The organism is Streptomyces enissocaesilis, assembly GCF_039533765.1.
GTDB lineage: Bacteria > Actinomycetota > Actinomycetes > Streptomycetales > Streptomycetaceae > Streptomyces > Streptomyces enissocaesilis.
This window is the reverse complement of record NZ_BAAAUD010000032.1, coordinates 1-26,837: the sequence shown is the minus strand read 5'-3', so window position 1 is coordinate 26,837 and position 26,837 is coordinate 1. Positions and strand designations below refer to the sequence as shown.

General features: G+C 71.7%; 21 protein-coding genes and 1 pseudogene. 5 read left to right on the top strand and 17 right to left on the bottom strand.

Features of this window, described 5'->3' with window-relative positions; genetic code table 11:
- Window positions 1–5 precede the first annotated feature (5 nt).
- The 3 genes from ABD374_RS14740 to ABD374_RS14730 form a co-directional block, all read right to left on the bottom strand.
- On the bottom strand, window positions 6–1,319 hold the full coding sequence (locus tag ABD374_RS14740) for a DUF6271 family protein (protein WP_344495244.1): 1,314 nt from the start codon (window positions 1,317–1,319) through the stop codon (window positions 6–8).
- Window positions 1,301–2,365 carry a phytanoyl-CoA dioxygenase family protein gene (locus tag ABD374_RS14735; protein ID WP_344495242.1) on the bottom strand — a complete coding sequence of 355 codons (1,065 nt, stop codon included), beginning with the start codon at window positions 2,363–2,365 and terminating at the stop codon, window positions 1,301–1,303. The genes ABD374_RS14740 and ABD374_RS14735 overlap by 19 nt, the downstream gene beginning before the upstream one ends.
- Window positions 2,366–2,455: 90 nt before the next feature.
- Entirely contained in the window at window positions 2,456–3,970 is a 1,515-nt protein-coding gene (locus ABD374_RS14730; protein WP_344495240.1) for a glycoside hydrolase family 3 protein, read from the bottom strand.
- 265 nt (window positions 3,971–4,235) lie between these two features.
- Between ABD374_RS14730 and ABD374_RS14725 the strand changes: the two genes are divergently transcribed.
- The 3 genes from ABD374_RS14725 to ABD374_RS14715 are packed head-to-tail and all read left to right on the top strand — an operon-like array spanning window position 4,236 to window position 7,588.
- Entirely contained in the window at window positions 4,236–5,639 is a 1,404-nt protein-coding gene (locus ABD374_RS14725; RefSeq protein ID WP_344495238.1) for an MFS transporter, read from the top strand.
- Window positions 5,626–6,621, top strand: coding sequence for a zinc-dependent alcohol dehydrogenase (locus ABD374_RS14720; protein ID WP_344495236.1), 996 nt, complete (start codon window positions 5,626–5,628; stop codon window positions 6,619–6,621). The genes ABD374_RS14725 and ABD374_RS14720 overlap by 14 nt, the downstream gene beginning before the upstream one ends.
- Before the next feature lie 22 nt (window positions 6,622–6,643).
- Entirely contained in the window at window positions 6,644–7,588 is a 945-nt protein-coding gene (locus ABD374_RS14715) for a Gfo/Idh/MocA family protein (protein WP_344495234.1), read from the top strand.
- On the opposite strand, the gene ABD374_RS14710 is transcribed toward ABD374_RS14715, so the two are convergent.
- The 6 genes from ABD374_RS14710 to ABD374_RS14685 are packed head-to-tail and all read right to left on the bottom strand — an operon-like array spanning window position 7,575 to window position 15,361.
- Window positions 7,575–8,768 (bottom strand): galactosyltransferase-related protein, encoded by a 1,194-nt coding sequence (locus ABD374_RS14710; RefSeq protein WP_344495232.1) that lies wholly within the window; start codon window positions 8,766–8,768, stop codon window positions 7,575–7,577. The two genes, ABD374_RS14715 and ABD374_RS14710, sit on opposite strands and share 14 nt — an antisense overlap.
- A gap of 29 nt (window positions 8,769–8,797) precedes the next feature.
- Entirely contained in the window at window positions 8,798–9,682 is an 885-nt protein-coding gene (locus tag ABD374_RS14705) for a phytanoyl-CoA dioxygenase family protein (protein ID WP_344495230.1), read from the bottom strand.
- Window positions 9,683–9,732: 50 nt separating this feature from the next.
- Window positions 9,733–10,869, bottom strand: a complete 1,137-nt coding sequence (locus ABD374_RS14700; RefSeq protein WP_344495228.1) for a hypothetical protein — start codon at window positions 10,867–10,869, stop codon at window positions 9,733–9,735.
- Window positions 10,866–12,080, bottom strand: a complete 1,215-nt coding sequence (locus tag ABD374_RS14695) for an aldehyde dehydrogenase family protein (RefSeq protein ID WP_344495226.1) — start codon at window positions 12,078–12,080, stop codon at window positions 10,866–10,868. The genes ABD374_RS14700 and ABD374_RS14695 overlap by 4 nt, the downstream gene beginning before the upstream one ends.
- Window positions 12,077–14,164: a DegT/DnrJ/EryC1/StrS family aminotransferase gene (locus ABD374_RS14690; protein ID WP_344495224.1), complete on the bottom strand. Its 2,088-nt coding sequence runs from the start codon at window positions 14,162–14,164 to the stop codon at window positions 12,077–12,079. The genes ABD374_RS14695 and ABD374_RS14690 overlap by 4 nt, the downstream gene beginning before the upstream one ends.
- Before the next feature lie 60 nt (window positions 14,165–14,224).
- Complete coding sequence (locus ABD374_RS14685; RefSeq protein ID WP_344495222.1) at window positions 14,225–15,361, bottom strand: radical SAM protein; 1,137 nt, start codon at window positions 15,359–15,361, stop codon at window positions 14,225–14,227.
- A 441-nt stretch (window positions 15,362–15,802) separates the two neighbouring features.
- Here ABD374_RS14685 and ABD374_RS14680 point away from each other — a divergent pair, with 441 nt between their 5' ends.
- Window positions 15,803–16,558, top strand: a complete 756-nt coding sequence (locus ABD374_RS14680) for an AfsR/SARP family transcriptional regulator (RefSeq protein WP_344495220.1) — start codon at window positions 15,803–15,805, stop codon at window positions 16,556–16,558.
- Window positions 16,559–16,653: 95 nt separating this feature from the next.
- Here the strand turns inward: ABD374_RS14680 and ABD374_RS14675 are convergent, their stop codons facing one another.
- From ABD374_RS14675 to ABD374_RS14645, 7 genes are all read right to left on the bottom strand, one after another.
- Window positions 16,654–17,871 (bottom strand): endonuclease/exonuclease/phosphatase family protein, encoded by a 1,218-nt coding sequence (locus tag ABD374_RS14675; protein ID WP_344495218.1) that lies wholly within the window; start codon window positions 17,869–17,871, stop codon window positions 16,654–16,656.
- The gene (locus ABD374_RS14670; RefSeq protein WP_344495216.1) at window positions 17,868–18,872 is read right to left on the bottom strand and encodes a glycosyltransferase family 2 protein; all 1,005 of its coding nucleotides are present in this window, start codon (window positions 18,870–18,872) and stop codon (window positions 17,868–17,870) included. The genes ABD374_RS14675 and ABD374_RS14670 overlap by 4 nt, the downstream gene beginning before the upstream one ends.
- A 75-nt stretch (window positions 18,873–18,947) precedes the next feature.
- Entirely contained in the window at window positions 18,948–19,844 is an 897-nt protein-coding gene (locus ABD374_RS14665) for a UbiA prenyltransferase family protein (RefSeq protein ID WP_344495214.1), read from the bottom strand.
- A gap of 10 nt (window positions 19,845–19,854) precedes the next feature.
- Window positions 19,855–20,880 (bottom strand): NAD-dependent epimerase/dehydratase family protein, encoded by a 1,026-nt coding sequence (locus ABD374_RS14660; RefSeq protein WP_344495212.1) that lies wholly within the window; start codon window positions 20,878–20,880, stop codon window positions 19,855–19,857.
- On the bottom strand, window positions 20,874–22,274 hold the full coding sequence (locus tag ABD374_RS14655) for an aspartate aminotransferase family protein (RefSeq protein WP_344495210.1): 1,401 nt from the start codon (window positions 22,272–22,274) through the stop codon (window positions 20,874–20,876). Before ABD374_RS14655 ends, ABD374_RS14660 begins: the two co-directional genes overlap by 7 nt.
- The gene (locus tag ABD374_RS14650) at window positions 22,261–23,229 is read right to left on the bottom strand and encodes a lysylphosphatidylglycerol synthase domain-containing protein (protein ID WP_344495208.1); all 969 of its coding nucleotides are present in this window, start codon (window positions 23,227–23,229) and stop codon (window positions 22,261–22,263) included. Before ABD374_RS14650 ends, ABD374_RS14655 begins: the two co-directional genes overlap by 14 nt.
- On the bottom strand, window positions 23,226–24,236 hold the full coding sequence (locus ABD374_RS14645; RefSeq protein WP_344495206.1) for a glycosyltransferase family 2 protein: 1,011 nt from the start codon (window positions 24,234–24,236) through the stop codon (window positions 23,226–23,228). The genes ABD374_RS14650 and ABD374_RS14645 overlap by 4 nt, the downstream gene beginning before the upstream one ends.
- Before the next feature lie 144 nt (window positions 24,237–24,380).
- On the opposite strand from ABD374_RS14645, the pseudogene ABD374_RS14640 reads away from it, so the two are divergent.
- Window positions 24,381–25,424 (top strand): annotated as a pseudogene (locus ABD374_RS14640) (endonuclease/exonuclease/phosphatase family protein); the annotation flags it as partial.
- Between the two features lie 86 nt (window positions 25,425–25,510).
- On the opposite strand, the gene ABD374_RS14635 reads toward ABD374_RS14640, so the two are convergent.
- Window positions 25,511–26,449 (bottom strand): aldo/keto reductase, encoded by a 939-nt coding sequence (locus ABD374_RS14635; protein WP_344495265.1) that lies wholly within the window; start codon window positions 26,447–26,449, stop codon window positions 25,511–25,513.
- Window positions 26,450–26,837: the final 388 nt, after the last annotated feature.

The window sequence follows — 26,837 nt, the reverse complement described above, 5'->3', positions numbered from 1 at the left end:
CGTACTCACCTCCATGACCGGTGGACGTCCATGGTCCTGCTCGCCCGCATCAGCGGTTCCCAGGCTTCGGTCAGGAGTGCGAAGTCCTCGATGTCCTCCTGGGCTTCCTGGAGCAGCCGCCTGCCGCGTGACGCCAGGACGCCGGCGAACTCGGCATACCTGCCTCCCAGCTTTCGGTAGGACCGGTCGAGGACGTCCAGCCGGTGTACGTTCTCTCCCCGGTCCAACCGGGTGCTTTCCCTGGCGAATTCGACGATCGCGGAAGCTCGGACGCGATGCCGGTCGTCGAGCAGCGAATCGCCGGCCGTCGCCATCCTGTCGTAGATGAAATTGAAATAGAGCATCGACAGGAAGAACTTCGTCAATCGCAGCTGGTAGGCCAGGAATCCGGGGTCGGTTCTCCGCTCGGCCGTGTAAAAATTCACGATGTTCCGGTTGTGCAGGACGCCGGGTAATTTGGCGTCGTGTATCAGGTGCATGAGGAAGTAGTCACTGCCGATGGTGTCGGTGGCCGGTGGCAGGGGGACGAGCTCGTACACCTCGTGATGGAAACTGATGTTGCACATGTCCACCCGCATGGGGTCGACGGTGGTCAGCAGGGAGTGGTCCTCGACGAACGTGTCGGTGCCGGCTCCCCTGAAGGACTCGTCGACCAGCTGCCTCTTCTTCTCGTCCGGCCACTGTCCGGGAGCCCACAGGCCGACGATGTCGTAGTAGATCTCGCGGTCGAGCCGCTGGACCTCACCGATGTCCACGGACAGCTCACCGACGAAGGAGCTGCCCACCAACGCCACCGGTCTGTGCGCGTGTTCCGGATCCAGCTCGGTCCGGGACACGGCGTTCGCCGCGTCGGCGGCTCTTTTCCCGAGCGACATGAGCTCATGGTGAATGGGGAAGACGGGGTCGCCGTTCAGGAGCTGATAGCTGCTGTCCGAGTCCCTGCGGTGTACCGACCGGCACCCGAGCGCGCTGGCGATCAAGAACGCCCGGTTGGTGCAGGCACCGTAGGAGACGTCGGCCGGGAGCATGAGATCGAGCAGCAGGTCCGGCTTGGCGACGCCGGCCCGGTGGATCACTTGCCGCAGGAAATCCCTCTGCTGGGCTTCGCCGAGGTGATGGACGATCACGTTCGGCGCCCTCTGCTCCTCGTCTACGGTCCTGGCGTGCTCCGCGAACGCGTCCTCGTCGGAGGAGTCGAGGATCAGCAGGTGCACCTCGACGTCGAAGTTCTTCGCCGCGTAATCCGCCTCGTCGCCCATCGCCGATATCGTGTCGGCACACGCCCTGTTCGTGGGGAGAGTCAGACAGATTCTGCGCATGCCAGGTCTCCGGTCGCCCCTTCGAGTTCTTTCCCGCTCCAGGACGCGAGCCCCAGCAGCTTCGCACCGAGGTCGTTCAGAGTGGCCCTGCCGTACCTGAGGGACTCGTGCTTCGTCGCGTCGCCGACCAGCGTCTTGTTCCAGTCCGGCGTGCTGAGCCGGCGCCACGAGTCGACCCTGGACCGTCTCATCTCCTGGTGCGACTCCAGCGCGGGCATCATGGAGAGGTACTGGACCGCCCGCACACCGTTCTCCGAGGTGTTGCGTTCCACCCCGTGCGCCAGCAGACCGTTCCAGATCAGCAGGTCGCCGGCCTCGAGTTCCGGCCGGACCACGGGAAACTCCGTGCGGTCGGCCTCGGGCCGGACCGGATCACGGTCCGCCGGCTGGAATGCCTTCCACTGGTCGAACGTGCGGAACAGTTCGGGCGAGCACTGGAAACCGCCGTGGTCCGGCTGCGTGTCGTTCAGCGCGATGATCCCCTGGACTCTCTGGGGCGGCACGCTGAGTGTGCTGTCGACATCCCAGTGGAGCTCGATGTCGAAGCCTCTGTCCGTGGGCGCGATGAGCGCGCGATCGCGGTCCCTGATGTTGGGCGGGTTGAGGTTGAGCCGGTCCAGGGTCACCCACAGCTCTTCGCAGTCCCACACATCGACGAACGCGTCGTAGACTCGCCGCGTCTGGCGGCTGTCCCATATGAGCTGGTGGTGGTACGCCTCGACGAATCCGTAGACGTGCAGGTCTCTTTCCAGATCCGACCGGAACCGCCGTTCCGCGTACCAGCTGTCCGGCCTGGCGGGGTCGAGGCCCTGGAAGTCCCAGGTGAACTCCAGCAGGCGTTCCGCCGCCGCGGCGGGGATCGCCTGCTTCACGATGACGTAGCCGTAGGTCTGCCAGAAGGCGAAGTCCTGTTCGGAGAGCACTCGGAGCGGTCGTGTCTTCCGGAGGTCCCGCAAGGGTTTCTGTGCCAGGTACGACTCACCGTCGGAGCTGAAGTAGGGGATGTCCGAAGAGGCTCGGTGCAGGTAGGGGTCGGGCGTCGGCATGCAATCATTCCCAGGCTCGGATGTGCTGCGGCTGAGTGGGTCAACCGCGTGGTACGTGTGCGGGGGCGGCCGCACGGCCGCCCCGTCCGGTCAGACGGCGCCGACCAGCACCTCGGCGGCGGCGATGCCGGAGACGCGTGTCGCGCCGTGCGTGGCCAGGTGCACGGCTCCGGGGCGGTCGCCCGCGGGGACGCCCATCTCGACGACCAGCGCGTCGGGGCGGCGGCGTACGAGGACGGCCAGGGCCTGCGACATCCAGCGGTAGCGGGCCGCGTCGCGGACGACGACGACCAGCGCGCGGCCGGTGGCGGGCGCCAGCGCGACCCGGTCCAACAGACCTTCCTCCTCCGCGAGTTCGGATTCGCCGATGCGTACGGACGTGGTGCCGGGGCGCAGGTCCCGCAGCGGGCCGGCCACGCCCCAGGGGGTGCCGCCGTCGATGGCGAGATTCATCACCGGGGACAGTTCGACGACATGCGCGTCGCCCACGAGGGGCAGCTCGGTGCCGGTGTCCGGGTTCCGGTGCACCCGGACCGCGCGCCGGGCCGCCACCAGGCCGATGTCGGAGGCGTTCTCGTCGGGCTTCGCGTTGCGGGCGAGTTCGGCGGACCAGGCGGCGAACTCGCCCACCCGGGAGGCGGCTTCGGCGAGGCGCGCCTCGGGCAGGGTTCCTTCCAGGACACCGCGCACGAGCGCGTCGGCCAGCTCCTGGGTGGTGGACTCCTCGGCGCTCTCGCCGCCGACGCACACCGCGTCGGCGCCGCCGGCCACCGCCTTGACGGTCGCGCCCGCGATGCCGTAGCGGCCGGAGACGGCGCCCATCTCGATGCCGTCCGTGACGACCAGGCCGGTGAAGCCGAGTTCGCCGCGGAGCAGGTCGTTGATGATCGGGTGGCTGAGTGTGGCCGGCAGCTCGTCGTCGTACGCCGGGATGAGCATGTGGGCGGTCATGACCGTGCGTACGCCCGCTTCCATGGCGGCGACGAACGGCGGCAGGGCGGTCCTGGCGATCTCGGCGGCGTCGGCCGTCGCCCGCGGAAGGCTGTGGTGGGAGTCGACGTTGGTGTCGCCGTGGCCGGGGAAGTGCTTGACGCAGGCGGCGACGCCGGCTGACTGCAGTCCGCGGATCCAGGCCGCGGTGTGGCGGGAGACGACGTCGGTGCGCGCGCCGAAGGAGCGGACGCCGATCACCGGGTTCAGCGGGTTGGAGTTCACGTCGGCGCTGGGCGCGTAGTTCAGCGAGACACCGATGTCGCGCAGCGCGCGGCCGATGTCGCGGGCGACCTGTTCGGTGAGGTCGGTGTCGTCGATGGCGCCCAGGGCGAGGTTGCCGGGCCGGGAGGCTCCGGTGCGCGCCTCGATGCGGGTCACGTCGCCGGCCTCCTCGTCGATGGCGATGACGAGGTCGGGGTTCTCGGCGCGCAGCGACGCGGTGAGCGCGGCCACCTGTTCGGGGCTGACGATGTTGCGGCCGAACAGGACGACGGAGGCGAGACCTTCGGCGATCCTGCGGCGCACCCAGTCCGGTGCGGTGGTCCCCACGAATCCCGGCTGGAGTACGGAGTGGGCCAGCCGCATGAGTTCCGGGTGGCTGTTCTCTGCCATGAGGGTCCTCCGAGAGGGGCGGGGTGCGGGGCCGATGGATCGGAAGACCGCGACAGCATTGGTATAGGCCAGGACGGATATTGGCCTATACCAATCTGGGATGTCAAGGAGTGTCCGCGATGCGATTCGTGTCGAAATGAGCGCTCCAGAAAGCGAGTTGACGGATCCGCGACCTCGATTGACGCGCCGGGCAGCCTGTGCAAACCTCCCCGTGATCCATTTCTGGCGACGGGGGGACGACCATGCATGCCGCCACGGGGACGCCATGACCACAACGGCCGCGCCGGGGGTGTTCTCCCGCCCCTACCGGGCCTGCACGCTCGCGGTGGGCAGTACGTTCGTCCTGGTCGCGTTCGCCGGCCTGGCGCTGAGTACGGTCATGCCCATCGCCGTCCAGGACCTCGGCGGACTCGGCCTGTACGCCCTCGCGTTCGGCGGTTTCCTCACGACCGGCATCGTCGGAACCGTACTCGCGGGCGGCTGGGCCGACCGGCGCGGTCCCGCGCCCGCCCTGTGTGCGGGGCTGCTGTGCTTCTCCGGTGGCGCGCTGCTGTCCGGGACCGCGGCCTCCACCCTGCCCTTCCTGCTGGGGCGGTACGTCCAGGGGCTCGGCGGCGGTGCGGTGACCGTGGCACTGTATGTGGTGGTCGGCCGCTTCTACCCGACGAAGTTGCGGCCGCGCATGTTCTCGCTGATCACCGCGTGCTGGATCGTTCCGTCCATGGTGGGCCCGCCGGTCGCCGGGGCCGTCGTCCAGGGTCTGTCGTGGCACTGGGTGTTCCACGGCATCGCGCTCCTCGGGGTGCTCGCGCTGGCTCTGCTCGCGCGGCCGCTGGGGCGCCTGCGGCCGGACGGCGTCGGGGAGAGCCCCGGGGGCGGCGGGCGGACGAGCGGACTCCGGGTCGTGCCCGCGCTGGCGGTGGCCCTCGGGGCCGGCCTGCTGCAGTACGCGGGGGCGCAGTCGGTACCGTACCGCGTGGCCGCGGCGGCCACCGGGCTGATCCTGCTGGCCGCTGGTCTGCGGCCGTTGCTGCCCCCGGGCACCCTGAGGGCGCGGCGCGGCATCCCGTCGCTGGTGCTGCTGCGCGGCGTCTCGGCGGGCGCGTATTTCACCATCGAGACCTACATCCCGCTGATGCTGGTGAACGAACGGCAGTGGTCACCGGGGATGGCGGGCATGTCGCTCACCGGGGCGGCACTCACCTGGTTCGCCGCCTCCTGGCTGCAGGGCCGCCCCCGGCTGCCCTGGCCGCGCGAGCGGGCCGTCCTCATCGGCGCACTGGTCCACGGCGCGGGTGCCGCCCTGGCCCTGAGCGGCACGCTGCGGGCGATGCCCGCCGTGACCGTCGCCGTCGGCCTCGCCGTCGCCGGCTTCGGGATGGGGCTGCTGCTCCCCGGTGTCGGGGTCCTCACTCTCGAACACTCGCCCACGGACCGGCAGGGCCGGAACTCGGCCTCGCTGCAACTGTCCGACAGTCTGTCCAGCGTGCTGCTCGTCGGCCTGTGCGGGGCGCTGTTCAACGCGGCGCACGTGCGCGCGGGGCAGGACACGGCGGCCTTCGCCGCCGTGTTCGCCACCGCCCTCGCGGTGGCCGCCGCGGCCGGCCCGATCGCGCGCAGAATCACGCTGCCGCACACGGAGGAGAAGAAGAACCATGCGACGGTATGAGCTCGTCGACAGGCGTGACATCCGCCTGGTCACCGACGCCCCGGTGCCGGTGCCCGGTCCCCTGGAGGTGCTGGTGCGGGTACGGGCCTGCACCGTCTGCAACCGCAGCGACCTCGCGTACTACCACTACTACGGGCTGCGCGACCACTGCGCCCAGGGCTGCTACGGCCATGAGATCGCCGGTGTGGTCGAGGCGGTCGGACCGGGAGTGACCCGTGTCGCACCGGGGCGGCGCGTCTTCGTCCGTACGCCGCTGACCACCGGTTACGCCGAATTCGCCCTGGCCCGCGAGATATCCGTGGGCGCGCTGCCCGACGCGGTTCCCTTCGAACAGGGCGCGATCCTCCAGCTGCTGCCGCTGGCCGTGCACGCCACTCGCGGTGTGCGGCTCGGCGACCGGGTCGCCGTCCTCGGCCAGGGCCCGGTCGGCCTCATGGCGCTGCGCATGGCGGCGCTGCGCGGGGCCTCTCACATCACCGCGGTCGACCTCGACGACTGGCGCCTTCAGCGGTCGGCCCGGTTCGGAGCGGACGCCACGCGCCGGGTCGACGGCAGTACGGAGCAACTCCTCGGGACAGGAGCGGAGTTCGATGTGGCGATCGATGCCGTGGGCACGCCGACGACCTTCAACGCCGGTGTGGGGCTCGTACGGCAGAACGGTCTCGTGGTCATGCTCGGCACCCACCACGTGGACACCCGGGTCACCGTCGACCTGGTGGCCTGGGAGCGCAAGGGGCTGCGGGTGCACAGCTCCGCCGAGCCCCTCGACGCCGCGCGCGCACAGGCGCTCCAGACCGCCGAACGACTGGCTCGCACCAAGGAGTTGTTCCTTCCCGAGCTGCTGACCCACACGTACGCCCTGGAGGAGCTGCCCCGGGCGATGGAGCAGTTGTCGGCGAGCCGCGCACTGTACCCGGACGCCGGGCCGGCCCCGTACGACGGCCCGCCGCGCGAGACGCTGAAGGTGGCGATCGTGCCGTGAGGCGCCGTCCGTGAGGTGGGGCATGGCCGGGGCCGGCGACATCGTGTCCCGCCGGGTGCTGCCCGCGCTGCGCGCGCTGGGGGAAGAGCCGGTGTTCCTGTGGGCGCGCGATCCGGCGCGCGCGGCGGCGGCCGCCGGGCGGTGGGGCATCGCCGCGTCCGGCGATGACCCGCGGGGCCTGGTGACCGGTACGGACGCGGTGTACGTCGCCACCCCCGTCGTGCACCATGTGCCGCTGGCCGCCACCGCGCTGGACGCCGGGCTGCCCGTGCTGATCGAGAAACCACTGGCGGGGTCCCTGCGCCCCGGCGGCGCCGCCCTCGCCGCGGGCGGGGCGGGCGCGGGTGTCGCGTACTACCGCAGGCTCGCCCCCGTCGTGCGGGAGGTGCGCCGGGAGCTGGCCCGCTGGTCGCCGGACCGGGTGGACGTGCACTTCCGGTGCACGTTCGAGCCCGGTCCCGGCCACCCGATGCGCTGGCGCACCGACCCCGCCGTGTCGGGCGGCGGGGTGCTCACCGATGCGGGAAGCCACCGCCTGGACCTGCTGCTGATGCTGTTCGGGCGGCCCGCGCGGGTGAGCGCGCGGCTGGGCCGGCGCTTCGCCGCGGGCGCCGAGCGCAGGGCCGAGGTGGAGCTCGGGTGGCCCGGACTGCGCGCGCGCTGTCTGATGGAGTGGAGCGGCGGGCCCCCGGTGGACCGCGTCGCGTTCCACGGCGGCGGCCGCTCCCTCGTCCTGGACCCGCTGGACTCGGGGAAGCTGACCGCGACCGGCCCCGAGGGCACGCGGCGGGTGCGGTACGAGCCGGACGCCAATCCTCATCTGCCGCTCGTCGCCGACTTCGTCGCGGCCGTCGCGGCCGGACGGCCACCGGTCTGCCCGGTGGCCGAGGCCGTTCTCGTCGACGACGTCATCGTGGCGGCACACCGCTCGGACGCCCTGGGCGGGGCGCCGGTCAGGGCGTGGTGACGGTGAACTTCCGCCGGTCGCCGTATCCGTGGGCCGGGGTCCAGCTCATCGGCTCGACATGGGCGTTGAACGGCGCGCCGTCGTCCCGGGTCATCGCGGGCCGGGGATGGTCGAGGTGCAGCAGCGCGTCGTCGTAGCGGCGCAGCGAGGCGGCGGCGCCCAGGCGGGCGACCACGTCGTCGTCCTCACCGCCCCAGCCCTCGTACCGCTCGTCGAAGCCGCCCACCGCGTGGAAGACGTCGGTGCGCAGCCACACGCAGCCGCCGGGCGGCTCCCGCAGCAGCAGGCCGCGCAGGACGGACGCGGGCACGTCGGCGGCGCCGTCGTCGTTGCGCAGGGCGATGGCGCGCAGCGTGGACGGCGCGTCGAGGGAGAGCGACCAGCGGTACGGCAGGTGGGTGCCGTGGCCGCCGTCGCGCAGGCGTGCGGTGTTGCGGGCGACGAAGAAGCGGTCCACGAGGATGTCGGCGTCCAGGACGCACACGTACGCGGGCTCGGACACGGCGTCCCGGGCCGATTCGACGACGCCCACGTTGACCGCCCACGCCTTGTTGAACAGACCGTCCTTGCGGGCGAAGACGTAACGGTCGACGACGCCTTCCAGCACCCGGCGCGTGCGGGGCTCGCTGTCGGCCTCCACCACGGTGACCCGGTGGCCGGGTCCGCCTTCCTGGTCGGCGAGCGCTCGCAGGCAGGCCAGCAGATTGCGGGTCCGCAGGCCGCCCGCGCGGTCCCGGAAGGGGATCACCACGTGGGCGGCGGCGGTCCCGGGACGCGGGCGGGGGCCGGGTGCCCCGGACGCCGCCGGGAGCGGCTGCGCGGTGTACGCGGCGCCGAGGTGGTAGTCGATCCAGATGTGCCGGTCGGCCTCCGTCACCGCCGCCGCCAGCCGCTTCCGTTGCTCCGGGCGCTCGTCGAGCAGCGTGGTGAGGCTCTCGCGCAGCGCGTGCTGCGCGGCGGCGCGCGTGGGGTCGGCGAGGACCTCCCCGTACGGCCGCGCGGCGGCGGGCGCGTCCGCCACGAAGGTGGCGAGCGCGGCGTCGACCGTACGGTAATGGGCCTCGCTCCTGGCCCAGTAGTCGGCGGCGATGGCCGGCACGGCCGGGTCGTGGGCCAGTACGGCGTAGGCGGTGAGGCGTTCGGCGAGCCGGGGAACGGCCGGTTCGGGTGACGTGGACATGTGGGTGCTCCGATCGGGGGCCGGTGGGGTCATGCTCCGTCGTCCGCCGACCAGGGACGCAGCCAGCGCGGGTCGGGTGTGTCTCCCGAGCGGAGGAACCTGACGTCGGCGGACAGGCGCATGGTGGTGGTCATGGTGTCCAGCGAGGCGTGGATGATCTGCGGCACGTGCACCATGAGGTCACCGGCGGCGAAGTCGGTCCACAGCCAGCGGCGGCCCAGATGACGGGCTGTCAGTTCCAGGTCGTGGGAGATCGGCCGCCGGTCGCCGGGGCGGTCCGTGGTGTCGCGCAGCGGCGCGTACTCCTCGGGTGCCAGCGTGTGGGAGCCCTCCAGGTAGACGAGCGAGCCGGTCCGCCTCGGGCAGTCGCCCACCGGGATCCACATGGTGAGCACGCGGGGCGGTGCGGCGACGGCGTCCATGTAGTCGAGGTCGACATGGGCGCGGGAGGCCCGTCCCGTCCCGCGGTGGAAGTGGCGCAGGATACGGCGGGGCAGCATCTCGGCGCCGCCGCCGAGAAGGGTCTCGGCGAGGCCGGTGAGGAGGGGGTCGTCCAGGAAACGCCGGAAGGCGGCCGAGCGTACGAAGGCGTGGGCGGGGTGCCCCGCCACGCCGTACTCGGGGAGCCCGTCCGGGACGCTGCCCGAGAAGACGCCGTCCTCGGGGCGGGTGCCGTCGGCCAGGTAGCCGGCCGGGAAGAGCGAGAAGTACGCACCGCGCAGGCGCAGCACCTCGGCCCGGTCCAAGATCCCCGGCAGGTACACGTACCCGTCGGCGCGCAGGCGCCGGCGCAGGGCCGCGGGGTCGGCGAGGTGGTCGGTACTGGGGACGAGGGGGCCGAACAGGTCCGGCGAGGAGGCGATGGGGACGCCGTTCGAACGCAGCGTCGGGGCAGGGTTCGAGTGCAGTTCCACGAGGGGGTCCTTCGGCGCGGGTGGGGTGGGCACGCGGGGGGGGGAGTCGGTCAGTACACGCCCTCCACGGCTTCCTCCGTGTCCTCCTCGTCCTCGCCGAACGGCCGCACGGCCGCCACGCCGTCCCAGGGGAACCAGGGGTGCGGGCCGGTCCTGACGGCGCTGTCCCGCTCCAGCAGGTTGGGGATGAAGAGGTCCTCCAGGAGCGTGGTGACCCGCACCCGGCCGCGCTCCCCCACCGCCACCTCCCGCCAGGGGTCGTGCGGGTCGACGACCGTCATCACCGCGAAGGGGGGCGGCAGGTGGTACGCGTGCGTGCTGCCGTCCGGCAGGGCGGGCGCGCCCGGCACGGCGTCGGCCTGCAGGGCGTGGCCGACGAGCGTGTTGCCGTACGTGTCGATCCACTCCACGCCCACGAGGTGTTCCTCGCGCAGGAACTGGGCCTCGGCGGGCGTGCAGGAGGTGCCGCCGGTGCAGACGGCGCGGACGCCGTACGTGTGCAGGGGGCGCGGCAGCCGCATGGCGAGCTCGATGAGCAGGCGGGGGGTGGTGAAGAGCAGTGCGGGCCGCTCGCCGGCCAGCAGCGGAAGCGTCTGCGCGACGAGGTGGTCGGTGTACGCCTGCGCCTCGCCGCCCGCGCGCAGCGCGGCCTTCACCCAGCGCGGATCGAAGTCGATGGCGTGCACCGCCCCGTTCCAGCTGTCCGCGAGGGCTTCCACGAAGTGCCCGTACGCGTGCGGTCCCATCGGGGTCATCGCCAGGATGTCGCCGCGGGCCACGCCGCGCGCCCGGAGCATGAGGCGGTAGATCTCCACGTCGTACGCGAGGCGTGTGACATTGACGATCCGGCAGGGGGTGCCGGTCGTCCCACCGGTTTCGAAGATCCGGAAGGGACGGCCGTGGTAGCCGCGCGGGCGCAGGTCGCGGGCGCGGGCGGCGCGCAGTCCGGCCTTGTCGAAGAGGCCGAAGAGCTCCAGTGCCGCGAAGCCGTCGACGTCCTTCTCGGGGTCGAAGCCGAGGGAGTCCCGGCGGGACACCCAGAACGGGGAGCCGGTCCCCGGTGAGAAGTGCCACCGCATCATGCGGCGCGTCCAGGTGTCGAGGTCGACGGTGAGTTCCGGCACGCTCTCGCGCATGGCGGCGTAGGCCGTTTCGGGGCCCAGGAGGGTGCTCGGTGCGGTCGTCATGGGGTTCCCCTCTGCGCCGTCCCGTCGGACGGCGGTCGGTACACGAACAGGGATCCGTCCGCGATCGCCGCGGCGGCCGGGCCCGTGGCCCTCACCACGGCGGCGAACGGGAACGGCACTTCGTGGCCGATCAGCGGATGCCGGTCCGGCCCCTGCGGGCCTTCGCCGACCAGCACGAGGTGCGGAGTCACGCAGGTGTCGCCTCCGGGCCCTTCGAGGACCGGGGGCCTGCGGGTGAGCAGCCGGTCCCCCGGGCGCATCCGGTCCGCCACGGAGCGGGCCGCCCGCTGTGCGGAGCCCGGCTCGCGGAAGGCGGTCAGCGGCCACGGGCCCGGGGAGGGCGGAGGGCCGATCGTGTCGAGTTCCGCCGCCAGGGCGATGGCCAGTGGCGCCGCGGGGCCCGCGTGGACGACGGTGCGGACGTTGCTGCAGAACCGCCCGGAGTCGGCCGCGATCAGTGGCAGCAGCCAGTCGACCGCCTCGGCGGTGTCCATGCCCTCGGGCACCAGGGCACAGCCCCGGCCGGGGCCGCGCAGGGTGAGGGCGGCGGACGCGCGGACCGAAGCGGCGACACCGGTACCGCCGAAGACCACGTGCCGGTCGGTGAGCCCGATCAGACCTCCGAGGGCCCGCTGCCCGGCCGGGCAGAACGCGATCCGCACGGGTGGCCAGCCCGCCGCCAGCAGGGCCGCGACCAGCCGGGCCGCGGAGAGCGGTTCGCGTCTGCTGGGACGCACCCACACAGCGGCCGAGCGCTCCACCTGCTCCAGCACCGCGTCCAGACAGGTGAAGGTGTTGCCCGGCAAGGAGACCAGGGCCAGCGCCTCGTCCGGTTCGGGTGTGCGGCGTTGTGTCAGGGTCGTGCGGAGCATCCCGCACCAGCGGTCGACCAGAGGGGCCGGAAGCCCGGCGGTCCGCCACAGCGCGGTGCGGAAGTCGTCGCCGCTCTGCGGCCCGAGCCCCCCGACGGTGAGGGTGCCGTGTTCGAAGAGGTCCAGTGCGCGCAGCAGCAGCCGGCGCCGCCCGGCCGGTGCGGGCGGCAGGCCGGGGGCGGTCCGGTCCCACCAGCGGCGGTCGGCGGCGGCCACGATCTCCGGGACGAGGGCGAGACGCGTTCCCGTGGCGCCGGGCAGCGCCACCGTGTCGAGGGACGGCTGCCAGGCGCCGCGGCGGAAGGTGTGGACGAGGGGGGCGGGGGCGGGAAGTGTCACGTGAGTTCGCCGCGCAGCGCCGAGACCACCCGTACCTGCTCGCCGTGGGTGAGGGACGGATACAGGGGCAGGGCGATGTGGTGGCGGGCGAACCACCGGCCCCGGGGGTAGGCCCCTGTCCGGTCCGCTCCCCCGGTGTCCTGGGTGAAGTACGGGTGGTCGCAGAGGAGCCGGTCGTAGACCTCGCCCGCGAGGTGGACACCGTGCCGCTCCCGCAGTCGCCTCTTCAGCAGGTCGCGGTCGACGGACTCGTCCAGGCAGACCAGGTACTTGTAGTAGTTGCTCCGGGTGCCGTCGGGCACGGTGTGCGCCCGCAGGAGGGCCGTCCCGTCCAGCAGGACGTCGTAGTGCGCGGCGAGCGCGCGGCGGGCGGCCAGGGTGTCCGCGAAGCGTTCCAGGTCCACGGTGCCGACGGCGGCGTGCAGTTCGCTGAGCCGCCAGTTGCCGCCCGGCCGGTCGTGGAGGGTGGAGCCGACGGCGCTCTTGCCGTGGTCCCGCCAGCGCCGTACGTGTTCCAGGTCGTCGGGCCCGGAGCCGGTGAGCAGCCCGCCCTCGCCGCTGACCGCGACCTTCGTGGGGAAGAAGGAGAACGCGCCGAACCGCCCGAGGCTGCCGGCCGGGCGCGCGCCCAGGGCGCTGCCGAAGGCGTGGGCGGCGTCCTCGACGACGGGGATGCCGCGTTCGTCGCACTGTTCCAGCACGCCGTCGAGTGCCGGTGAGACGATGCCGCCGATGTGCACGGGCACCACGGCGGCCGTGTCCGGGTACCGGCCGAGCGCGGTGCGCAGGGCGTCCGGGTCCATGCCGAGGCCGTCGAGTTCGACGTCGACGAAGCGGACCCGGGCCCCGGCGCGCACGGCTGCCGCCGCGGTCGCGAAGAACGTGTTGACGGGGACGAGGACGGTGCGGCCGGCCACGCCGAGCACCCGCAGGGCGATCTCCAGGGCGGCGGAGCCGGACGCGACGGCGGCGCCCGGCGTGCCGGTCCAGGTGCGGGTCAGCTCTTCGAAACGGGTGACCAGCGGGCCCTGGGTGAGGACGCCCGAAGCGAGTGCGGCGTCGACGCGGTCCAGTACGGCGCGCCGGTCGGCGACGCCGAAACGGATGCGCTGGGCGGGCACGGGGGCGGGAGGCGCCGTGGGTGCGGCCAGGGCCCGGGTGAAGAAGTCCGCCGCGTGCGCCCCGTGGGTGCCGTGTCCCATGGGGAGTTCGAGGATGTCCGGCTCCTGCGCCCCGGCTCTCGTGTACGCGCGGCGGACCGTTTCGGCGGCGGCGCGGGCGTCCGCCGCGTCGAGGTAGGGGTCGGCCGTTCCGTACTGGAGCTGGAGGGGTGCGGGGGCGAGGGCCGCGTAGAGGTCGGGCAGGTCCGCGTACTCCAGGACGCCTGGCAGAGCCGCGCCCTCGCATCCGGTCAGCAGCCGTGCGTACAGCATCTGATAGGTGCCGAGGTGGCCGGCCGCGCAGACGGGGAGGGGGTGTTCCGTGAGGAGCGCGGTGTGCAGGGCGACAGCGGCGCCCAGGCTGTGCCCGAACAGTCCGGTGCGGTCCGGGTCGACGAGCGGGTGGGCGCGGAGCACGTCCAGGGCGCCGAGCGCGTCGCCGGTGAGGGCTCCGAGCAGGGAGCGGCCGGTGAGCGCGAAGGCGTGGGCGAGCAGCGCTCCTTCGTCGCGCCCGGTGAGCCGCTCGGTGTCGAGCCCGCCGCCGATGCCGTACGCGAAGGCGAGGGTGGTGAAGCCGGCCCGCGCCAGGTGCTCGGCGACATTGCGGTCCGGGTGGTCCGGCGCCGACTCGCCGGTGAGGTGGTCGAGTCGGGCGTTCTTTCCGCCGAGCACCAGGATTGCGGGCCCGGGCCCGGCGTCCTCGGGTGACAGGAGCGTGGCCCGGAACCCTCCGCGTACCGGGGACTCCAGGGTCAGCTGCTCGCGCCGCAGCCCCTCGCGTACGGAGACGGTGGCGGCGGTGACGTGGAGCGGCGCGCGCTCGATGCGCGCCAGGCGCTCCACCGTGGAGCGGACCCGGCCGGGCCGGGCGTGGCGCAGCGTCGGCCCGGCGGTGAGGAGCCGGCGCAAGTGGCTGGTCTGCATGGGGATTCTCGGACCGGTTCCGTGAGAACGGGCAGGGGCTTCGCGGCTGGTGGGGCCGTGTCAGATGAAGTCGGCGTGCAGGGTGCTGGGGACTTCCACCGCATACGAGTCCAGCGCCCGGTCCAGTTGGACCTGTCCGCGGTGGAGGTGCTCCAGGAGCTCGTTCTGCGGGCGGTAGAAGCACGACTTGCACAGGTCGGTACGGCGGGGGTTGGCGGCCTCCCACTCGGCGCGCGGACCGCCCTCGAGGACCTCCGCGTAGCCCTGCTCGAGCACATTGCCGATCAGGTAGCGGCTGTTGAGGTGAACCTGCGGGCACGGGTAGAGATTGCCGTCGGCGCCGACCGCGGTGACGAACCGGCTGTAGTGACACCGCTCGAAGTCGCCCTCTACCTCGTCGACCTGGTCCATCGGGCCGCGGTCGAGCTTGGGGACCGACACCTCGTACGCGTCCGTGGACAGCGCCGCGGCCTGCCTGAGGGACTCCGCGATCTGCGGCATCACGGCCTCGATGGTCTCGTGGCCGAGCCCGCTGTAGAACTCCGGCTCGAAGCGTACGTAGTGCGCTCCGGAGTCGAGGCCGATGCGGGCCGCCTCGAGGATCTCCCGGTGGTTCTGCCGGGTGATCACGAAGTTGAAGCCGATGCGGAAGTCCGGGGCCACCGCCCTCTCGCGCAGCCGTCCCACCGCCCCGACGAAGGACGCGAAGGTCTGCTCCCGGTCCCGGGTGATGTCGTTGAAGGTGGCCTCGGTCCCGGCGTTCAGCCCGATGCGCACCCAGGTGTGGGTGGCCGCCACGGCCTCGGCGACGGCCGGCCGGCCGAGCCTGGAGCCGTTGGTGATCAGCCCGATGCGCAGACCGGCCTCGTGGCCCGCCCGGCTGATCTCGGCGTACCCGGGGTGGATGGTGCACTCGCCGCTGCCGCAGAAGGTCACGGCACGGCCGTCGTTGGCCGCGAACTCCCTCAGCAGTCCGACCGCCTTGCCGGTGGCGATGGAGTCCTTGAACGAGAACAGATCGTAGAACTGCTCCTCGTTCGGGGAGTGGAAGTTGCAGAAGTCGCACCGCATGTTGCAGGCGCCCATGATGCCGATGCGCATGTGGATCGGCTTGAACTCGTCCCCCGCCACGAACCGCCGGAGCAGGTCTCCGTGTGCCATGACCTTCTGCGGGGAGTGCGCCTCGTCGAGACTCACGGGGAGCAGCGGGACTGCGCCTTCCGCGACCGTGGCCACACCGTCTCGGGATTCACCAGGACTGTTCACAAAACCCCCAAGTATGAATGTCCGGCACATTTTCGATCACCGGATTGCGACCCTAGGAGGGCCCTCCCGGGGCTGTCAATAGGTCTAGACAATTGACTGAATGAACGTCAGTTTGTGGGCATTGGGGGCGAGTTGACCTGCCCGCGCGAGACCCATGAATCCAGCATGTGATTACTCTTCGTATTCGCTTGACACCTCCATAGGTCCATACCAAGCTAACGCGAGATCCGAGCAGGAAACGTCAACGCCAGCTTGCCTTCCGGCACTTGGAGACAGGTCGCCGCAGAGGAGGGAGCGGCTGTCGTGCGCGCGATCGGACGCGCCGGACGGCTCCGACGATGCTCGGAAGTCACGTACGGGGGGATCTCTGCTGTGCTTGTCCATGTCCTCGGCCCACTGCGCGTCACCGTTGACGGAGAACCCGTCCATCTCGGGGGAAGGCGAACCAAAATCGTTCTGGCGGTCCTGGCCCTGGAGGCCAACTGGGTCGTCGCGCTCGACCGGCTCGTCGACGCGGTCTGGGGCAGCACCCCACCCGCGAGCGCCCGTACGCAGATACGGATCTGCGTCTCCTCGATGCGGCGCGCCTTCGCCGCGGCCGGCGCACCGGAACTGATCGAGACCCACCCCTCGGGGTACCGCCTGCGGCTGGCCGAATCCGATCTGGACGCGGCGGTGTTCGAAGCACGGGTCGGCCATGCGCGGTCGCTCGCCGGGGCCGGTCTGGCAGGCGAGGCCGTCCTGGAACTGCGCCGTGCGCTGTCCCTGTGGACCGGACCCGCTCTCGCCGGGCTTTCGGGCCCGGGGGTGGATGCGGGCGCACGCCGTCTGGAGGAGGCACGGCTGCGCGCCGTCGAGGAGCGTGTGCGGCTGGAGCTCGATCTCGGACGGCACCAGGACCTGATCGGGGAGATCATGGAGCTGGCCGCCGCGCACCCGTACCGGGAGCATCTGCACGCCCAGCTCATGCTCGCCCTGTACCGCTCGCACCGCACGGCCGAGGCGCTGGCCGTCTACCGCAGGATCCGGTCGACCCTGGTCGAGGAACTGGGCATCGAGCCGGGTCCCGAGCTGAGCGATCTGGAGCAGGGGATCCTGCTCGGCATGGAGAGGGTCAAGCTCTGCTGAAGGCCCGGGGACCGGGGACCGGCCGGCCGCCCGCCGCCCCCGGTCCCCCGGGGGCGGCGGCCCCGGCCCCCCGGGCGGCATGGCGCCCCGCGCCGTCACAGGGAGAGCCACAGATCCTGCATCCGGTGTTCCGAGATGCCGTCGGTGGGCCGGAACGCGTAGCGGTGCAGATCGACGGGGCCCGCGGTGAAGCTCCAGTCCACCCGCCACAGCGGCAGCGAACGGTTGAACACACTGTCCCACTCGAACCCGGCCGGTGCGTTGAACTTCCAGCTCAGCGGCAGGAAGTCGTCGTTGGCGCGCAGTGCGTCGTCGGCCCTGGCCCGCAGCCCGTCCAGTTCGCGCATCGACGCGGTGGCGTTGAAGTCCCCCGCGATCACCGTGGGGTGGGGGTTGTCGTCCAGATCCTTCTCCAGGCCGCGCAGTTCCTCCTGCCGCCAGGTGAACTTCCGGTGGAAGTAGGAGTCGAAGTCGAACCCGGAGAAGGGGTTCAGGTTGTCCGGCGCCAGCTGCACGGTGATGTGCGCGTTGTAGACGCTGAGGATCCTGCCGCCGACGCGCAGGTCCGTGCGCATCACCTTGTCCCGGGCGAAGACGCGGCTGAAGGGGGTGGCGGGGTCGGCGTCGATCTCCGCCCCGGGGCCGATCGGCGGCTTGGCGACGATCGGGAAGCGGGAGAGGGTGAGCAGCTCACCGCGGCGGGCGATGTGGTAGCCGGGGAACTCGGCACGCAGCCGCGCGTCGTCGTCGAGCTTGACGTACCCGTCCTCGCCGAGGCCCGGCTTCCAGATCACGTGCTCCTGGAGCAGGTAGACGTCGGCCTTCTGCCGGTGCAGCAGGGCGTACAGCCGGTCGACGCTGGTGGCCTGGCCCCAGTACTGGGTGTTCAGCGACACCACGTGGAGCGCGCCGGGCGGCACGGCGCCCTCGCCGCGCCACAGCGCGGGCCAGTTCAGCCCGGAACCGGTGGTGAGTCCGAGGAGCAGTGCGGCCAGGGAGACCCCGGCGGCCCACGGCCTGCGGCGCCCGCAGGCGGCGGCGCTCGCCGACAGGAGTACGGCGGGGGTGGCGACCAGGAGGAGCGGCGGGGCGGCGTCGAGGGGGATGGCCCAGTGCCAGCGGCCGCTGACCAGCCACCGGACGGTCGCGTACAGGAGCCAGAGTCCGGCCAGGCCGACGAGACCACGCCCGTACCACAGCCGCAGGAACCGCCCGGCCCGTCGCCCCCGGCTCGGGGCGGGGCCCGGCTCCGGCGTCTGCGACGGCTCCTCGGCCGGGTACGGCCGGACCGGTTCCGTCTGATGGGCCGTCATGCCGTGGCCTCCTGTTTGTACATGCGGCGGAAGCGCCCGCTGAGCACCCACTGGGCCAGGCCCGCCGCGAGGCCCGCGACCACGGCCGTGCCGACCAGGAGGTGGCACAGAGTGAAGAAGACCAGGAAGGCCGGGCCGCGCTCCTTGGCGACGAAGGTGTACTGGCCCAGGTCCGCCAGGACGCAGAGGACCAGCGCGATCCCCGGCACCAGTGCCGTCGTCGGCCACACCACGGCCGGTGGCAGGCTCACCAGGGTGAGCGCGGCCATCACCGAGGCCACCGCCCGCCCGCCGGTCTCCATGCCCTGCATCGCGCGGCCCCGGTCCAGGTAGAACGGCACCCGCAGCCGGCTGCGGACGAACGCCTTGCGCAGCAGCGGCCGCATCCGGCTCTCGTCGGACAGCCGCCCGCGGATGCGGGAGGTCAGCAGCATGGGACGGCGGGCGGCAAGGCGTTCGGCGTGGTCGATCTCCTCGGTCTGCCGCAGCGCCGGGTTGAACCACCCCGCTTCGAGGAAGGCCGTCCTGCGGACCGCGCCCAGGGCGTAGAAGCCGCCGCTGACCATGCCCTCGGCGCTCTTGCGCCAGTAGTAGTACTGAAGGATGCGGTACTGCCCGACGAGGGTCTCGGCGAACAACGGCTCCTTGTCCGGTATGCCGAACACCGCGCCGTACGAGGGGTTCTCCTCGAAGAGCTCGACCGCCTGCGCGACCGCCTCCGGGTGCATGGTCAGGTCGGCGTCCAGGAAGAAGACGATCTCACCGGTCGCGTGCCGGACACCCAGGTTGCGGGTGGCTCCGGGGCCGCCGTTGCGCTCGGCCCGCACCAGGGTGACGGGGTGCCCGGCGGCCAGCTCGGCCGAGTCGTCGGTGCTGGCGTCGTCGACGACGATCACTTCCAGCTTCGGGTAGGTCTGTTCCAGTACGGAGCGCAGGCACAGGTCGACGGTGCGGCGGTCGTTGTACATGGGGACGACCACCGACACGAGGGGTGCAGCCATTCGGATCCTCGGTTGGTGCGAGTACGGACACGGGTCATCGGTACGGGTTCGGGAAGCGCGCGGACCGGCCGGGCGTCAGGCGATCTGGAACACCACCAGCAGGGCGCCCCAGATGGACGAGTTCGTCATCATGACGCGGTCCCGGAGCAGTGTCCGTACGGGATTTCCGCCCTCGCTCCTGACCACCACGATCTGCAGGTAGCGGAAGAGCGCGAACAGCGCGCAGGGCGCCGTGAGCAGCGCGCCCGTCCCGTAACCCGATTCGGTGCGCAGGTAGAGCAGGTACCCGACCATGGTCAGCGCCGAGCACATCACCAGCATCAGATCCAGGAAGTGGGCCGAGTAACCGACGAGCGCGGGGCGGTGCCCGGTGCCGGAGACGCCCAGCTCATGCCGTCGTTTGCCCAGGATCAGCACCAGGCACAGCGTGAGGACCGTGAGAACCAGCCACTCCGCGACAGGACGGCCACTCGCCTCGTAACCGCCCAGCAGACGCAGGACGAAACCGGTGGCGACGATGAACACGTCCAGCAGCGGCAGGTGCTTCAGCCGCCAGCTGTAGGCGGCGTTGACGACGAGGTAGAGCAGTACCGGCCAGGCCCCGCCGGGGCCGAGCAGCACGAGCAGTGGAGCGAGCAGGCCGGCCAGGCCCAGGCCCAGCGCCACCGCCGTCCGCATGCTCACCCGGCCGGAGGCCAGCGGCCGGTTCCGTTTGACGGGGTGGCGCCGGTCGCGTTCCACGTCCGCCATGTCGTTGACCACGTACACCAGCGACGAGGCCAGTACGAACGCGATCATGGCGACCAGCACCCGGCCCGCCATGTCCCACTCCCAGGCGGCGCCGAGCAGCGGGAGCGGTACCACCAGGAAGTTCTTCGGCCACTGGCCGGGCCTGATGAGGGCGATCGGCCCGCCGGCCCGGGGCCTTTCGCCGGCCGGGGCAGCCTTCGCTCTTTCGTCCAAGAAGGTCATGGCGCACTCCTCAGAAGAAGATCTTCGCCGCGGTCAGCAGTCCCTGGCTCCACGGGTCCCGGCTGGTGCGGCCGGTGGAACCGCCTCCTGCGGGGCTTTCGTGGCGGGCGGTGCGCCACCATGCGTAGGTGAGCAGGATGGCGTCCTGGTTGGAGAGCCGGGGGGTGAACCCGAGCCTCGCCTTGGCCTTGTCGATACTGACGTACGAGTCGTCCATCAGCTTGTGCAGCAGCCGTCCGTACACCGGTGAGAGCCTGGCCCGCTGCAGCACGCTCAGTACGCTCAGCGCCGGGCGGGCGGGCAGGCCCACGACCCGCTTGCCGTGGCCCGCCACGTCCAGGACGGACTGGAAGTCCTCGCGCAGCGTGCCGAATTCGGCCGCCGCCAGGTTGTACGTGTCGTTGGCGACGTCGTCGGACGCGGTGAGCACGGTGACGACCGCGTCGACCAGGTCGTCGATGCCGAACATCTGGATGCGGACGTCGCCCCTGCCCAGGACCGGGAAGTTGCGGCCCTCCTCCGCCCACTCGAACAGCATCGAGAACAGGCCCATCCGGCCGGGTCCCACGAAGGTCTTGGGCCGAAGGATCGGCACGCACATCCCGTTGTCGCGGTGGCGCTCGGCGATCACCTCGGCCGCGGCCTTGGCCCGGCTGTAGGTGTCGACGGGCTCGCGCGGGTACTCCTCCGGCGTGGGGACCACCGTGGGCAGCCCGTACACGGCGGTGGAGGAGACGTGCACGACGCGCGGTGTCCTCGCCGCGCTCGCGGCGGCGAACACGTTCTCCGTACCGCCGATGATGATCGAGCGTATCTGCTCGTCGGGATAGCTGGGCAGCGCGGCCGCCGCGTGCACGAGGGCGTCGGCGCCGGCCAGGGCCCGGTCCATCACCGCGCGGTCGCGGATGTCGCCGACGAACTCCACGCCGGGTCCCGGACGCAGGTCGACCCCCCTGACCTCGTGTCCGTCGGCCAGCAGGCGTTCGGCGAGCCGCGAACCGAGCATGCCCGCCGCACCGGTGATCGTGATCACCACTGTGAGCTCACCTTCTGCTTGATGAAACGGGTGATGAGACGGCCCAGGCTGCGTTCCAGGACCTCGCCGAGCGCGTCGACCGCGCGCTCCACCTCGATGGGTTCGGTGACCAGCGAAGGGCCGAGGATCAGGGGGTTCCGGCCGTTGAGGGTGTAGTAGGCGAAGATGCCGTGGTCCTCGTAGAGGGCGTTGACCACAGCGCAGGTGACCAGCTTGGTCTTGAACTGCGGGTCCTTGGCCATGCCGCCCGGCGCCAGCTTCGCCACCAGGTCGAGGATCTTCGGGCCGCCGTCGATGAACACGCCCCAGAGCGCGCCCGCGCCCGCGACCTTGCCGATCGCGTCGGGATACTCCTTGGCGAGGCGGGCGAGCCCGGGTTCGAGGACGGCCTCGATGGCCCGGGCACGCGCCGGATAGTCGTCCTCGACCGCGATGTTGACCGCTTCGAGGGCGGTGGCGCACTCCTCGCCGAAGCCGTAGTACGTGGTGGAGGTGGAATTCAGCAGGGAGTCGCCGAGGTTGTCGTACGCCTTGCGGAAGACCGGCTCGCGGGCGACGTACGCGGAGATGGAGGACTTGCCGCCACCGAGCGACTTGGAGGTGGTGACCACGTCCGGAATGAGGTCCGGATAGCGCATGAAGTAGAACATGCTGCCGGTCTTGCCCCAGCCGCTGTAGATCTCGTCGAAGATCAGCACGATGTCGTGGCGGGTGCACAACTCCCGCAGGCCGCGCAGGAATTCCTCGGAGCACCACTGGATGGTGGAGGCGCTGAACGGCTCGATGAGAATCGCGTAGACGTCGCCGGAGTGGGCGGCGACGGCCGCGCGCACCGAGTCGAGGTCTCCGTACGTGAAGGTGCCGATGCCGGGAATGGTCGGGAAGGAGAACTGGTTCTGACCGGTCAGACCGCCGGATCCCAGGAGCTTGCCGTGGAAGGCGCAGTCCGCGCGCAGGACGGTGTGACGCTTGCCGTTGTGGTACTTGTACGCGAGTTTCACCGCGCCCTCGACCGCTTCCGCTCCCGAGTTGGGGAGGAACGACATGTTCAGGTCGCCGGGCAGGACCTCGGCCAGGTTGCGGCTGAGCGCCGCCAGGTAGGGCGAGAAGTAGGTCTTGTGGACCTCCATCCGCTTGTTGCGGGCGAAGCGTTCACGGGCGGCGAGGATCCGGGGGTGGTTGTGGCCGTGGTTGAGTACGCCGACGCCACCGGTCAGGTCGAGGATCCGGCGCCCGTCCGCCAGCGTCAGGTAGGCGCCTTCGGCGTGGTCGACCAGCTCCCGGCCGAAGCCGAACGAGGTCATCAGGGACACCTGGCTCTTGTTCACGTACTGCCGGTACAGGTCGTGCACCTCGCCGACCTCGAGTTGTTCGGCGTCGTCAAGGGTGTACACGGGTTTCTCCCATCGGAGCAGCGGACTGCGGGGTTACGGACAGGGGGACTTCGGACAGCGGGGTCTCGGACCTGAGCCGGGACCAGACAAGGACGACCGCCGAACTGCCGAGCTCGGCCAGGACGCAGACGATGCGGCTGGCGATGGCTGCGGTGGCCGCGGTGCCGGTGGGCAGCACGGTGGCCAGCGCGGCGGTGATGGTCAGCTCGCGCACGCCCCAGCCGTCCGGGACGATCAGGGCGAGGCTGCTGACGACGGTGGCGAGCGCGAAGGCACCGACCGCCACGCCCAGCCCGGCCCACACCGGTGCGTCCAGGGCCAGCACCAGGAACCACAGGTGGAGTCCAGAGAACAGCCAGGAGACGACGGCCAGCAGCATCGCCCGCCGCACGGCGCTGTCCGGCGGCGGTTCCACGGGCCTGCGGACCATCCGCGACAGGGCCGTGACCGGGCGGGTGGCCAGAGCCGGCCACACCACACAGGCCACGAAGAACAGGGCGGGCGGGCACAGCCACAGCCAGTGGCCCGGCAACGCGGCGGGGGCGGCGAGCAGGCTGACGCCCACCCCGGTGAGGATGGTGAGCATCAGGCTCAGCAGGTACGCCGAGGTCATCTGGGCGCCGGGCACTCCGGCCGCACGTCCGTGGGCGACATGGGTGAGCACGCCCCAGACCCGCCCGGGAACGTACTTGCTGAGCTGTCCCAGGAAGTAGATCTTCGCGGCGTACAGGCCCTTGATGGGGTGCTCACCAGGGATCAGCACCCGCCAGGCATGCACCGCGAACACGAGCCCCGCCACGTTGGTGACCACGGCGGCGGCCAGCAGCGGGACGGCCTCGGGCCGGGCGAACGCCCGGGCGGCGGCCGCGCCCTCGTTGCGGACCACGAAGTACACGCCGATCAGGGCGGCGAGTACGACGACCGGGGTGAGCAGTCTGCGCAGCCGGTCCATCATCGGTGCACCGCCGTGTCGCGGGTCTCACGGGGTGTCCGTCGTCGCCCGGCCGCCGCCCCGCCGAGCATCCGCAGGGCGCCGAGTGCGGCGCCGGTCAGCAAGGCGGCGTGGGTCAGCAGGTGGACGCCGGTGAAGAACGGGACGAAGCCGGGCCCCCGGTGGCGGGCGACGAACCGCAGCAGCCCGGTGTTGGCGGCACAGAACGCCAGGAGGCCGGCCACGGGCAGGAGCGGGTACCAGGGGGCGAGCGGCAGTGCCGCGAGGAGCAGGGCGGCCGCCGCGACGGAGGCCGGGCTGTTGGCGGTGAGGTTCTTGCGCCCGCCCCGGCGCGCCGACACCAGGGCCGGGACCAGCAGCAGGGCCCGTCGGAACGTTTCGGCGAGCAGCGGCCACAGGCGGTGCTCCTCGTCATGGAGGGCCACGATCCGGTCGGTGAGGACGATCCGGTAGTGCGGCGCGAGCCGGTCGCTGAACTCCAGGTCCTCCGAGTCGCGCAGCCGCTCGTCGAAGCCGCCCAGTTCGTCGAAGACCCGGCGCGGGACGGCGGCCTGGGCGAAGAACGCGGTCTCCACCTCGCCGGCCCCCCGCGCCCGCCACCAGTAGGCGTGCAGCACCTTGTAGTGCTCGACCGGGCCGTCGTCGAACAGCGGGTCGGGTGCGATCACCCCGTGCACACAGCCGCACTCCGGGTCGGCGCCCAGGATCTCCAGCGCGCTCGCCACCGAGTCCGGGGTGAGTGCCTCGTCGGAGTCGAGGAAGAAGAGGATCTCGCCGGTGGCGGCGGCGATGCCGGCGTTCCGTGCCGCCGACACGCCGCGGTTGCCGTCACTGCGGATCAGGGTGCAGGGATAGCCCTGCGCGACCTCGGCCGTCCGGTCCGTGCTGCCGTCGTCCACCACGATCACCTCGTGGATCCGACAGGTCTGGGCGTAGACCGAATCCAGGCAGGCGCCGAGGGTGCGGGCTGAGTTGTGGGCCGGGACGACGACCGACACGGATTGCGTCATGTGACCAGTTCAGTGCCGTCGCATATCGGCCGGATATTGGTTCTGTATCGAGCCGGCGGGCATGACAGCGGGGTCGCGGGCACTGCTACTGTTCGGCCGCGTGTTCCTCAAGCGACCGTACGACCGCACGCTCGGGGTGTCCGCATGACGGCCGCCCCCGACACCCTCACGTCCTCCGCGCCCGAGCCCGGGGCGGCGCCGGGCCGGTCCGGGCGGCGCCGGGCCGTGGCTGCACGGGCGCTGGTCGCGCTCACCGCGCTCTGGGCCCTGTACTCGGCGCTCAACTTCCTGCTGAGCGGCCGCTGGTGGCTGTGGCTGGTACCGGATCTGGCCCCGCCGGTGTTCTTCCTCGCCGTACCGGTGGCGCTGCTCGCCCTCAGCTTCGTACCGGTGGCCGTTCCGGTGCGCCGCCGGCTGGTTCCCGTACTCGTCCTGCTGCTGGTGTCGGGGGCGACCCGCGCGGGTCTCAACTGGGATGCCCTGGTGCCGGGCGCCGGCCCCGCGCCCGCAGAGGCCCTGAAGGTGTTCTCCTGGAACACCAAGTACTGGGACACCACCGACGACTCCGGTGCCTTCTACCGCTACCTCAGGGCGAAGGACGCCGATGTGTACCTGCTCCAGGAGTACCTGGCCTGGGTGGACGGGCAACCCGCCCCGATCGACGAACTTGCCCGGATCCAAAAGGAGTTCCCCGGTTACCGCATCGTGGTCGCGGGAGAGCTGGTGACGCTCTCGCGCTTCCCGGTGCTCGCGCGCCCTCCGGTGGGGCGGGGCGAGGAGGTCCGCCCCGGCACGCCGTGGCGGGAGGCCTTCGAGCGGGACAAGGTGCTGCGTACGGACCTCGATGTCCGGGGCCGCGTGGTCTCCGTCTACAACGTCCACATCCCCGTGCAGCTCGACATCGCGCGGAACTGGCTGAGCGGCGGCTTCTACCGCGAGATACGGGAGCGCGACGTGGCACGGCGCGGCCACTACGCGGCACTGGAGCGCGACGCGGCGGCCAATCCGAACCCGTCGCTGGTCGCCGGTGACTTCAACACCACCCCCGCCATGGGCGACCTGGACGGCCTGCGGGACACCCTCGACGACGCGCTGCCCGCGTCCGCCACGCTCCACCCGGGCACCTGGAACAGCGAGGGCCTCGGCCTGTGGCGGCTCGACTGGACGTTCACCAACGACCGGCTGCGCGTGCACCGTTACACGTTCGAGGACCCGGCCGGCATGNGGCGGCCGGGGGGCGCGTCACCCCGGCCGCCGCCCGCTGCGGGCGGGCGTCAGACGCCCGCCTCGTCGAGGCGCCGCCGCTGGCTGTCGTCGAGGACGAACTGGAGGGCCGACATGGCTTCCTCCACCTGGGCGACCTTGCTGACTCCCACGATGGGCAGCACGAGCGGGTCGTGGTCGAGCAGCCAGGCGAGCACGACCTGGTTCAGGGTCGCCCCGAGCTCGTCGGCCACCTCGCGCAGCGCCGCCAGCCGCTGCGGCGTGCCCGGGTGGTCGTACGCCGCCGGGATCTCCACGTCCTTGCGCGTGTAGCCGCCCGACAGCAGCGGGCTGTAGGCCCACAGCCGCAGGTCGGGCTCGTTCCGTACGTAGTCGAGCAGCTCGTTCGTGACATGGACGTGGGCCGACGAGGGCAGCGCCATGTCGGAGCGGGGCTGCGCATACGAGTAGCGGTACTGCAGGTGGGTGTAGCGCGGCCGGTCACCGGCGAGCGCGCGGGCCCGCTCGACGCGCCACACGGCGTGGTTGCTCACACCCAGCTCGCCGGCCTTGCCGCCGTCCACGAGGTCGGCGAGGGCGTTCACGGTCTCGGCGAGCGGTACGGACCGGTCCTCGATGTGGGTCCAGTACACGTCGATGCGGTCGGTGCCCAGGCGGCGCAGACTGTCGTCGACGGCCGCCCTGACGGCCTTCTCCGAGAGGCCCTCGGCGGTCTCCAGACCGGTGCCGGGGACGGTGGGCCGTCCCCCGGCCTTGGTGCTGATCACCACGTTGTCGCGAGCGCCCCGGTCCGCCAACCACCGCCCGATCACGGTCTCGCTCTCGTCACCGGTGGCGCCGTCGACCCAGAACGCGTAGTTGTTCGCGGTGTCGAGGACGGTTCCGCCGAGTTCCGTGAAGCGGTCGAGGATGCGGAACGACGTCTCCTCATCGACGCTCGTGCCGAAGCCCAACGTCCCGAGGGCTATTGTTCGCTGACATGCCGTCATGTGCATGGGTTCTTCCTGGTCGGCGTCTGGCCTTCACCTGTGTATACCCCTGGTACCACGCAAAGGTCTAGGCCAAAGCGCATACAGGTCTGAACCATTACCGGCGATGGGGGCCGCACCGGCAGGCGGGCGTGCCCAGGACCGCCCCGCTTGCCCGCCCGGGAGCTCGCACCGAGACGCCGGGCGGCCCGGCCGGCGGCCCGGGGCGGACTGCCGGCCGGGCCGGGGAACCGCGCGTGCGGTACCGGCCGGATGCCGCGGTCAAGGGGCGACGCGGAGGCTAGGTGTCGATGCCGGTCACCGCGGTCGGGCCCAGCGGGGCATCGTCCTCGGTGATACCGGCCTCGCGCAGGGCGGCGGCAGCCACCTGTTTGGCGTGCTGCTCCGC

Coding starts and splice junctions, on each gene's coding strand:
- ABD374_RS14735 (WP_344495242.1), bottom strand. CDS start 2,365: ATGCCGACGCCCGACCCCTACCTGCACCGAGCCTCTTCGGACATCCCC.
- ABD374_RS14700 (WP_344495228.1), bottom strand. CDS start 10,869: ATGACGACCGCACCGAGCACCCTCCTGGGCCCCGAAACGGCCTACGCC.
- ABD374_RS14645 (WP_344495206.1), bottom strand. CDS start 24,236: ATGACGCAATCCGTGTCGGTCGTCGTCCCGGCCCACAACTCAGCCCGC.
- ABD374_RS14715 (WP_344495234.1), top strand. CDS start 6,644: ATGGCCGGGGCCGGCGACATCGTGTCCCGCCGGGTGCTGCCCGCGCTG.
- ABD374_RS14730 (WP_344495240.1), bottom strand. CDS start 3,970: ATGGCAGAGAACAGCCACCCGGAACTCATGCGGCTGGCCCACTCCGTA.
- ABD374_RS14670 (WP_344495216.1), bottom strand. CDS start 18,872: ATGGCTGCACCCCTCGTGTCGGTGGTCGTCCCCATGTACAACGACCGC.
- ABD374_RS14710 (WP_344495232.1), bottom strand. CDS start 8,768: ATGTCCACGTCACCCGAACCGGCCGTTCCCCGGCTCGCCGAACGCCTC.
- ABD374_RS14690 (WP_344495224.1), bottom strand. CDS start 14,164: ATGCAGACCAGCCACTTGCGCCGGCTCCTCACCGCCGGGCCGACGCTG.
- ABD374_RS14720 (WP_344495236.1), top strand. CDS start 5,626: ATGCGACGGTATGAGCTCGTCGACAGGCGTGACATCCGCCTGGTCACC.
- ABD374_RS14635 (WP_344495265.1), bottom strand. CDS start 26,449: ATGACGGCATGTCAGCGAACAATAGCCCTCGGGACGTTGGGCTTCGGC.
- ABD374_RS14675 (WP_344495218.1), bottom strand. CDS start 17,871: ATGACGGCCCATCAGACGGAACCGGTCCGGCCGTACCCGGCCGAGGAG.
- ABD374_RS14740 (WP_344495244.1), bottom strand. CDS start 1,319: ATGCGCAGAATCTGTCTGACTCTCCCCACGAACAGGGCGTGTGCCGAC.
- ABD374_RS14725 (WP_344495238.1), top strand. CDS start 4,236: ATGACCACAACGGCCGCGCCGGGGGTGTTCTCCCGCCCCTACCGGGCC.
- ABD374_RS14650 (WP_344495208.1), bottom strand. CDS start 23,229: ATGATGGACCGGCTGCGCAGACTGCTCACCCCGGTCGTCGTACTCGCC.
- ABD374_RS14665 (WP_344495214.1), bottom strand. CDS start 19,844: ATGACCTTCTTGGACGAAAGAGCGAAGGCTGCCCCGGCCGGCGAAAGG.